Origin of the sequence: Pseudomonas brassicacearum, from assembly GCF_918698105.1 — a bacterium.
GTDB classification, from domain to species: Bacteria; Pseudomonadota; Gammaproteobacteria; order Pseudomonadales; family Pseudomonadaceae; genus Aquipseudomonas; species Aquipseudomonas brassicacearum_F.
The window spans coordinates 1-9698 of the sequence record NZ_CAKKMI010000132.1 but is presented as its reverse complement, the minus strand read 5'-3'; the positions used below and the strand labels follow the sequence as shown (position 1 = coordinate 9698).

Sequence of the window (9698 nt, the reverse complement as noted above, 5' to 3'; positions counted from 1 at the left end):
CCGCCCGCCTGATGGTCGGCATGCCCGACTACGACAACTACGTCGAGCACATGCAAACCAAGCACCCGGACAAACCGTTGATGGACTACGAGGCGTTCTTTCGCGAACGCCAGGAGGCCCGTTACGGTGGCAAGGGTGGGCCCAAGTGCTGTTGATCCGCTGATTGCCAGTGGATGATGCAACCCTTGTGGGAGCGAGCCTGCTCGCGATGGCGGTGGATCAACAGCATTGATGTTGACTGACCCACCGCCATCGCGAGCAAGCTCGCTCCCACAGTTGTTTTTGGGGTGGCCTCAAGATGTGCATGCACCAAAGATCCCCTGTGGAAGCGAGCTTGCTCGCGATGGCGTCGGGTCAGTAGCATCGATGTCAACTGACACACCACCTTCGCGAGCAGGCTCGCTCCCACAAAACCGCTTCCCTTTCAGGCATCAAGGAGATTCAGTTTGTCCTCTCCCATCCCGGTCACCATCCTCAGCGGCTTCCTCGGCGCCGGCAAGACCACGCTGTTGCGCCATCTACTCAAAGCCGAGCACGGCCTGAAAATCGCCGTGATCGAGAACGAATTCAGCGATGCCGGCATCGACACCCAATTGCTGGGCGACGAGCCGGTGCAAGTCATGACCCTGGCCAACGGTTGTGTGTGCTGCACCATCCACACCGACCTGACCAAGGCCCTGTACCTGTTGCTCGAGCGGCTGGACAGCGGCGAGATCGCCTTCGATCGCCTGGTCATCGAGTGCACCGGCCTGGCCGACCCGGCCCCGGTGGCGCAGACGTTCTTCATCGACGAAGATCTGCGCGAGCGCTACATCCTCGACGGCATTCTTACGCTGGTGGATGCCGCTCATGCCGATGTCCACCTGACCCAGGCCATCGCCCAGGCCCAGGTCGGATTTGCCGACCGCCTGCTCTTGAGCAAGACCGATCTGGTGGACGCGGCCCAGGTCCAGGCCCTTGGCGAGCGCCTGACGCGTATCAATCGGCGCGCGCCGATCAGGGTGGTCGAGCACGGCAAGATCGACCTGGCCGAGTTGCTCGACATCCGCGGCTTCAACCTCAATGCGGACCTGGGCGCAGGATTCAGCTTGCGCCCGGTCGGCAAGGCCACCCCGGGCGATCGCATCAGCAGCCTGGTGTTGCGTACCGACAAAGCGCTGGATATCGACAAGCTCAGCGAGTTCATGAACCAGTTGTTGGAAGAACACGGCAAGCAATTGCTGCGCTACAAGGGCGTGCTGAACATCGCCGGCGAACCCCGTCGGTTGGTGTTCCAGGGCGTGCTCAAATTGTACGGTTTCGATTGGGACACCGATTGGGCCCCCGGCGAAGCCCGGGAAAGCGTGATCGTGTTCATCGCCGACGAACTGCCCGAAGAGAAGATCCGCGCCGGCTTCGAAGCCGCGCTACTTTGACGACGCTTTGCCTGCGGCTATCAACAATGTGCGGCTAAAGAGCTTCTTGTGGCGAGGGAGCTTGCTCCCGCTGGGGGGCGTAGCCGCCCTCGCTTTTTTGGCGGTTGCTGCGCAACCGAGCGGGAGCAAGCTCCCTCGCCACAAGGGGACTTGTTACTGCCTTACATTAAAATGCTCTACGGGCATTTTTCTCAAAGGATGCTCAGAATGAACAGGGCCTTTGATTGTTCTTGTGTCTCGGCAAGATAAACATAAGGCGAGCCGCGTACCCTTAATCCCCCGACATGTTTCCTATTGCCTGTCATGAGCGTGATGGGGACATGACGGGATGTGATGTTCTTGCGCGTGATGATGTTGTGCTGATGATCAATTAGGCGGAAAAGCGTCGGGTTGCGAGTGTTTGGATCACACGCCCCAAACACTTCGAGCCAGCTTTTACTGATCAGTTTGTTGTAGTGTTCACCGGTGTTTTTCAGGGTCAGGAGGTAGCCGCCAGCGGTATACCGCAAGTGCAGCCGCAAGGACTCGCTGCGCACAGCCTGGTCTTCGGCGCGCATGCCGAGCAGGCTTGAATGATCCTGGGTTTGGGGTCTACCGGTAAAGAATCCACCGCTGAATGAACTGATGGTCGCCATCGCCGGTTTGCCATGCAGCTTTTCCAGGAGATTTACGCGGGTGTTGTACATGCTGAGTGTTGCATTAAAGGATTGTTCACTGTCCATGTGAATATTGACTCCTGTTTTGAGTGATTAAGTTCAGGCGCAGAAGGGATCGTATGGGTTTACTAGTTGCGTTTGGGGTTTTCTGTATTGCAGAAAGTTAAGTGTCGAATGGTGTTAGTTGTTTGGCCCTGTTTTCCAGGGCAATAAAAAAGGCCCGCATCTTTCGATGCGGACCTTATTCAACTGCGTGCTAGCGGGCTATTAAGCGCCGTAGACCGGCAGCTTCTTGCAGATAGCCTTGACCTTCTCACGCACGGCGTCGATCACCGCTTCGTTGTTCAGGTCCGCCAGGATGTCGCAGATCCAGCCAGCCAGTTCCTTGCACTCGGCTTCCTTGAAACCGCGAGTGGTCACGGCCGGGGTGCCGAAACGCAGGCCCGAGGTGACGAATGGGGAGCGTGGGTCGTTCGGCACCGAGTTCTTGTTGACGGTGATGAACGCCTTGCCCAGCGCCGCGTCGGCGTCTTTGCCGGAGATCTCCTGCTTGATCAGCGAGAGCAGGAACAGGTGGTTTTCAGTACCGCCGGACACCACGTCGAAGCCGCGCTCGATGAACACGCCGGCCATGGCCTTGGCGTTCTTAACCACTTGTTGCTGGTAAGCCTTGAACTCAGGTTGCAGGGCTTCCTTGAAGCAGATCGCCTTGGCTGCGATCACGTGCTCCAGCGGGCCACCCTGGGCACCCGGGAAGACGGCGGAGTTCAGCTTCTTCTCGATGTCGGCATTGGCGCGCGCCAGGATCAGGCCACCACGTGGACCGCGCAGGGTCTTGTGGGTGGTGGTGGTGACCACGTCGGCGAATGGCACCGGGTTCGGGTAGACGCCCGCGGCGACCAGGCCGGCAACGTGGGCCATGTCGACGAACAGGTAGGCACCGACCTTGTCGGCGATTTCGCGAAAGCGTGGGAAGTCGAGGATCTGCGAGTAGGCGGAGAAACCGGCCACGATCATTTTCGGCTTGTGCTCCAGGGCCAGGCGCTCGACTTCGTCGTAGTCGATCAGGCCGTTGCCGTCGATGCCGTACTGGACGGCGTTGTACAGCTTGCCGGAGGAAGAGACGCTGGCGCCGTGGGTCAGGTGACCGCCGTGGGCCAGGCTCATGCCCAGGATGGTGTCACCGGCCGACAGCAGCGCCAGGTACACGGCGGCGTTGGCTTGGGAACCGGCGTGCGGCTGGACGTTGGCGTAATCGGCACCGAACAGTTGCTTGGCGCGGTCGATGGCCAGTTGCTCAACCACGTCGACGTACTCGCAACCACCGTAGTAACGCTTGCCCGGGTAGCCTTCGGCGTACTTGTTGGTCAGTACCGAGCCTTGAGCTTCCATCACCGCGGGGCTGGTGTAGTTTTCCGAAGCGATCAGCTCAATGTGCTCTTCCTGGCGCTGAGCTTCTTGCTCCATGGCGGCAAAGAGATCGGCGTCGTACTTGGCAATAGTCAAATCACGGCTGAACATGGCGGTCCTCAAGGATCGGGGGCAGAAAAGGGGGGCATTCTACCTCAACCGGTTTTGGAAGACATATGAAAGGGCGTCATGTCGCGGACGAATGGGTTTCACGCGCAATTTTGCGTTGCCCTGGCGGGCCTCATCGCGAGCAAGCTCGCTCCCACATTGGACCTGCGGGCACATAACCTGTGGGAGCGAGCTTGCTCGCGATGAGGCCGCTACAGGCGCTGAAGGGCCTCAGTCGAGCATGAACAACGCATCATTGCTGAACTGCGCTTCGAACCGGGTGGCTGGCATCGGTCGGCCGAACAGGTAGCCCTGGACTTCGTCGCAACCGTGTTCGCGCAAGAAGTCCAGTTGCTCGTGGGTCTCGACACCCTCGGCGATCACCGCCAGGTTGAGGCTGTGGGCCATGGCGATGATCGCCCGGGCGATCTGCGCATCCTGCTCCCCGGACGGCAGGCCGTCGACGAAGGTGCGGTCGATCTTGAGCACGTCGATGGGGAATTGCTTGAGGTAGTTGAGCGACGAATAACCGGTGCCGAAGTCATCGACAGCGATGCTCAGGCCCAGGTTTTTCAGCCCGGCCAGGATCTGCATCGCCTCGCTGACTTCGCGCATCAGGATACTTTCCGTCAACTCCAGCTCCAGGCAGGCGGGCGGCAGGCCGGTGCTGCGCAGGATATTGGCGATGCGCGTGCCCAACTGGCCGTCGGAGAACTGCCGGGCGGAAATGTTGACCGAGACCTTCGGCACCCGGACCTTGGCCTGGTGCCATGTCCTGAGCTGCCGACAGGCCTCGGTGATGACCCAGTCGCCGACGTCTACCACCAAGCCGAGTTCTTCGAGTACCGGGATGAAGTCCCCCGGCGGCACCAACCCGCGTCGCGGATGGCGCCAGCGCAGCAGGGCTTCGGCGCCAGTCAAACGTTTGCCATCGCCGCTGAACTGCGGTTGGTAATACAGCACGAACTCATTCTGTTCCAGGGCGTGGCGCAGGTCGCTTTCCAGCTCCAGGCGCTCCAGGGCGCTGGCGTTCATGTCGGCCTGATAGAACTGGAAGTTGTTCTTGCCACGTTCCTTGGCGTGATACATGGCCGTGTCGGCGTTCTTCATCAATTGGCTCAGTTCGTTGCCGTCCTGGGGGCTCAGGGCGATGCCGATACTGGCGGTGACGAAGAACTCCCGGCCTTCGAGCACGAATGGCCGGACCAGGCTGGCGAGAATCTGCTCGGCTACGTTGATGGCCCGGTTCAGCGCCATTTCGCGGCTGGCGCGTGGTTGCAGCAGTAGGGTGAATTCATCGCCGCCCATGCGTGCCACGGTGTCGTCGTCGGCGACGCAGCCGAGCAGGCGCGTGGCCATTTCCTTGAGCATCCGGTCGCCGGCGGCATGGCCCAGGGAGTCGTTGATCGGCTTGAAGCGGTCCAGGTCGAGGAACATCAGCACGACCCAGGTCTTCTGCCGGTCGGCCGATTGCAGCGCGGTGTGCAGGCGATCCTGGAACAGCGTGCGGTTGGGCAGGTGGGTCAGGGCGTCGTAATAGGCCAGGCGATGAATGCGCTGCTCGCTGGCCTTGCGCTCGCTGATGTCGCTGAAGAAGCATACATAGCTGGCCAGGTCGCCTTCGTCATCCAGCACCGCCGTGATGCCGACCCAGGCCGGGTAATGCTCGCCGTTGCGGCGCTTGAGCCAGACTTCGCCTTCCCAGGTGCTGTGCTGTTGCAACTGCTTGAGCACGTAGCGCAAGTGGGCTTCCTGCTGTTCGTCCACGGTCAGCATGTTGGGCAGTTGGTCCAGCACTTGCGACACGGCATAACCGCTGACGCGACTGAAGGCTTCGTTGGCCTGGACAATGTAGCCGGCCGGGTCGGTGATCAGGATCGCCGAGGTCGAGTGCTCGAAGACCGTGGCGGCCATGCGCAGGTCTTTTTCGGCGCGACGCTGCTGGCTGATGTCGCGACCGACGCCGAGCACGCCTTCGAACGCGCCGTGTTCGTCCCACACCAGTACCAGCCGCAGCTCGATGGGAATCTTGCGCCCGTCGGCACGCAGGCAGTCGAACAGGAACAACTGGGTCTGCATCTGGCTGCGCAGCTCGGCCAGTTGTTCGGGCTTGTCGAGGGCCTTGCTGACCCGGTCCATCAGGCTGTAGATGCCGGTCAGTTGTTGCGGATTGGCGATGATCGATTGCCAGCCGTTCTGGAAGATCCAGTCGGCGGTGTAGCCCAGCACCGCTTGCACCGACGGGCTGACGTAGTTGAGCGAAAGCTTGTTGTCGGTGGAGAAAATCACGTCGCTGATGCTTTCGGCGAGCATGCGGTAGCGTTGCTCGCTGTCACGCAGCGATTCGCTGGCCTCGATCTGCTCGGTGACGTCCTTGGCCACGCCGATGATTCGCGTCACCTGGTTATCCCGATCCCGGGCCAGGGCCTGTTCGCGGATGTCGAAGCAGCGCCACTTGCCATTGCGATGGCGAAAGCGCAGTTGGCATTGCAACAATTGCGTGTACCCGCCCCGCCGTTGTGCCTGGCGCAGGCTGTGGTAGTGATCGGCATCGTCGCTGTGCAGCAGGATTTCCCAGAAGTACTCGCCCATCTGGTGCAGTTCGGTGCGGTCGTAGCCCAGGGTCTGGCCCAGGTGGTGGTTACTGAAGATCATCCGCTGGCTGATGACGTCCTGCACATAGAGATGATCCGGCACGGTGCGCACCACGTCGGACCAGAAGCCCTCGCGTTCGAGCAGCGAGAGTTCGATCAGCTTGCGGCTGGTGATGTCGCTGATGCTCAGGATGACCGCGTTATGGTCTTGCTGTTTTTCCGGCAGGCGCAGCACCAGCCACAGGTGTTGGTCGCGGCCATGGGCGTCCTGGAGCTTGATCTCCAGTTCCAGTTGCTTGTGTTGATCGAGCAGCGCTTCGAGCAGCTTCGTGCCAATGGGGTTGTTGTCCTGCTCACCTTTGCCGACCAGCAGTTGCCAGGCCTGGTCGCAGGAATCGACGTTGAGCAGTTTCAACGCCATCTGGTTGACTTCGGTGACGTGGACTTGCTGGCGCAATTGCTCGAGTTGATGGGCGGTTTTCGTCCAGGCGCGCAATTGATCGCCCGTGTGCAGGCCGGCCCGCTCAAAAAAGGCCTTGAGCCCCGACAGGTCGAGCACGCACAGGGCCACGCCAGTGCCTTCGAAAATATCCTGGTAGCGCCGCCGACCTTCATGCAACTGCCGCTGACGTCGGCGCATGTTCAAGAGCGCAATCACCGGCAACAACGAGAATGCCAGGCCCAGCAGGCATTTGCCGATGAAGGCCGGCAGCAGTTGTTCGATCACCTGGCGACGGTCGAACAGCCCCCGCAGTTGCCAGTCGCTGCTGCTCAGGGGCACGGTCAGTACGGTGTTCTCCAGGTCATCCGGGGACAAATGGGTCGGGCTGCTCGAGGGCAGGCTTTCGTCGCGGCTGATGATCTGTTGGTTGAGACGGTTTTCCACCAGCCACAGCGGGCGCAGCCCCATGTCGGCCTGCTTGGTCAGGGTGGAGAAAAAGTTCGGGTTCAGGCGCAGGGCCCAGTAGCCGCGGCTGCTACCGCTGGCCTGGTGCAATAATAGATGCACCACGGAGCCGTCTTCGGCATTGCTGAAATAATGGGCCTGGGCCCGGCTGCGCCGCACCAGTTCACCCAGGTAATCGGCGTCGTGGCTGTCGGCGTCGCTGTCACTGAGCACTCGGCCGGAGGGGCTCAGCAGGGCCAGGCTGCGCAATTCGGGGAGCGATTGCTGGAGTTTGCGCACCAGGGCCCGCTGTTCGTCGCCGGTTTGCGGTTGCTCGACGATCGGTAGCAGGTTGAGGGCGATTTGCGCGTTCAGGGCCATGTTCAGGCTGACCTGCGCGGCGAGATCGGCGGTGTAGTCGATGGTGTATTGGCGTTGTTGCTGTTGGGTTTCGCGCAGTTGGTCGAGCAATTGCCAGAACAGCAAGCCGAGCAACAGCAGCACCAGCGTGGCCAGTCCGCCCTTCAATGTCCCGCGCAGGGGCGAGCCGGGCACGACAGCGGGTGCGCGAGGGGACAGGGGCGGAGTGACGTTGGACAAGCTGTAATCCTGCAGTTTGCTGGACTGGCGCGACGTGCACTATAAGCCGGACGCCCGAAGGGCGGCTAGCATGCCTTGACTTGTGGCAAAGTGCCAGCCCTTGGCGGCTGGACCTTGACCGATGGTTGAGGTAGCTTTGCCGGTCAAACAAGAGCGTTCCAGCTCCAGATTCCCAGGCTCTATCCGCGCGCAGGCATTGATGACCGTCAAGTGCCGGTGCCGCGCATGGCCTGGCTCGTTCTTTTCACCTGTCACTGACGCTAGGTTCACCATGGCTCAATACGTCTTCACCATGCATCGGCTGAGCAAAGTTGTTCCGCCGAAGCGGGAAATCCTGAAAAATATTTCATTGTCCTTCTTCCCCGGCGCCAAGATCGGCGTTCTGGGCCTCAACGGTTCGGGTAAATCCACGCTGCTGAAAATCATGGCCGGCGTCGATAACGAATTCGACGGCGAAGCCCGCCCGATGCCGGACCTGAACATCGGCTACCTGCCCCAGGAACCGCAGCTGGACCCGAGCAAGACCGTCCGTGAAGTGGTCGAGGAAGCGGTCAGCGTGATCAAGGACGCCCAGGCGCGTCTCGACGAGGTCTATGCCGCCTACGCCGATCCGGATGCCGACTTCGACAAGCTGGCCGCCGAACAGGCCAAGCTCGAAGCGATCCTGCAGGCCAGCGACGGCCACAACCTGGACCGCCAGCTGGAAGTCGCCGCCGATGCGTTGCGCCTGCCGGCCTGGGACGCGAAGGTCGAACACCTGTCCGGTGGTGAGAAGCGCCGCGTGGCCCTGTGCCGCCTGCTGCTGTCGGCCCCGGACATGCTGCTGCTCGACGAACCGACCAACCACCTGGACGCCGATTCCGTCGCCTGGCTCGAACACTTCCTGCACGACTTCCCAGGCACCGTGGTTGCGATCACGCACGACCGTTACTTCCTGGACAACGTCGCCGGCTGGATCCTGGAACTCGACCGCGGCGCAGGCATTCCGTACGAGGGCAACTATTCGGGCTGGCTGGAAGCCAAGTCCGATCGTCTGGCCCAGGAATCCAAGCAGCAGTCGGCCCATGAAAAAGCCATGAAGGAAGAACTGGAGTGGGTGCGCAAAGGCGCCAAGGCCCGCCAGTCCAAATCCAAGGCTCGCCTGCAACGCTTCGAGGAAATGCAATCCCAGGAATTCCAGAAGCGCAGCGAAACCAACGAGATCTACATCCCGGCCGGTCCGCGCCTGGGTGACAAGGTCATCGAGTTCAAGAACGTCAGCAAGGGTTATGGCGACCGCGTGCTGATCGACAACCTGTCGTTCTCCATGCCCAAAGGCGCCATCGTCGGTGTGATCGGTGGTAACGGCGCGGGTAAATCCACGCTGTTCCGCATGCTGATGGGCAAGGAAACGCCGGATTCGGGCAGCATCGAAATCGGTGAGACCGTGCAACTGGCCTGCGTCGACCAGAGCCGCGAAGACCTGGACGGCAGCAAGACCGTATTCCAGCAGATCTCCGACGGTTCCGACCAGATCCGCATCGGCAACTATGAAATCCCTTCCCGTACTTATGTCGGTCGCTTCAACTTCAAGGGTGGCGACCAGCAGAAGTTCGTCAAGGACTTGTCTGGTGGTGAGCGCGGTCGCTTGCACCTGGCGTTGACCTTGAAGGAGGGCGGCAACGTCCTGCTGCTCGACGAACCGTCCAACGACCTCGACGTCGAAACCCTGCGTTCCCTGGAAGAAGCCTTGTTGGACTTCCCGGGCGCCGCCATTGTGATCTCCCACGATCGGTGGTTCCTCGACCGCGTGGCGACCCACATCCTGGCGTACGAAGACGACTCGCAAGCGGTGTTCTTCGAAGGCAACTACACCGAGTACGAAGCCGATCGCAAGAAACGCCTCGGCGAAGCCGCTGCCCAGCCGCATCGCGTACGGCACAAGAAACTGGCCTGATTCGGGCCAGCCAGTAAGGTATGAACCCTGTGGGAGCGGGCTTGCTCGCGAAGGCGGTGGATCAGTCAGCATGGTTATTGACTGATCCACCGC

Annotated in this window: 6 protein-coding genes; 3 read left to right on the top strand and 3 right to left on the bottom strand. The window is 61.1% G+C overall.

The genetic code is table 11. From position 1 onward, the window contains the following. Positions 1–155, top strand: a 155-nt coding sequence (locus LQ215_RS28635; RefSeq protein WP_230153612.1) for a YbdD/YjiX family protein, incomplete at its 5' end; no start/stop codon positions are given. A 291-nt stretch (positions 156–446) separates the two neighbouring features. Beyond that, positions 447–1415: a GTPase gene (gene yjiA / locus LQ215_RS28630; RefSeq protein ID WP_230153611.1), complete on the top strand. Its 969-nt coding sequence runs from the start codon at positions 447–449 to the stop codon at positions 1413–1415. Positions 1416–1606: 191 nt separating this feature from the next. On the opposite strand, the gene LQ215_RS28625 is transcribed toward yjiA, so the two are convergent. The 3 genes from LQ215_RS28625 to LQ215_RS28615 form a co-directional block, all read right to left on the bottom strand. Then, positions 1607–2137, bottom strand: coding sequence for a hypothetical protein (locus LQ215_RS28625; RefSeq protein WP_230153610.1), 531 nt, complete (start codon positions 2135–2137; stop codon positions 1607–1609). A gap of 201 nt (positions 2138–2338) precedes the next feature. Continuing rightward, the gene (gene glyA / locus LQ215_RS28620) at positions 2339–3592 is read right to left on the bottom strand and encodes a serine hydroxymethyltransferase (protein ID WP_230153609.1); all 1254 of its coding nucleotides are present in this window, start codon (positions 3590–3592) and stop codon (positions 2339–2341) included. A 228-nt stretch (positions 3593–3820) separates the two neighbouring features. Beyond that, positions 3821–7669, bottom strand: a complete 3849-nt coding sequence (locus tag LQ215_RS28615) for a sensor domain-containing protein (RefSeq protein WP_230153608.1) — start codon at positions 7667–7669, stop codon at positions 3821–3823. Between the two features lie 271 nt (positions 7670–7940). Between LQ215_RS28615 and ettA the strand changes: the two genes are divergently transcribed. Beyond that, positions 7941–9605 carry an energy-dependent translational throttle protein EttA gene (gene ettA / locus LQ215_RS28610; RefSeq protein ID WP_013694244.1) on the top strand — a complete coding sequence of 555 codons (1665 nt, stop codon included), beginning with the start codon at positions 7941–7943 and terminating at the stop codon, positions 9603–9605. Positions 9606–9698: the final 93 nt, after the last annotated feature.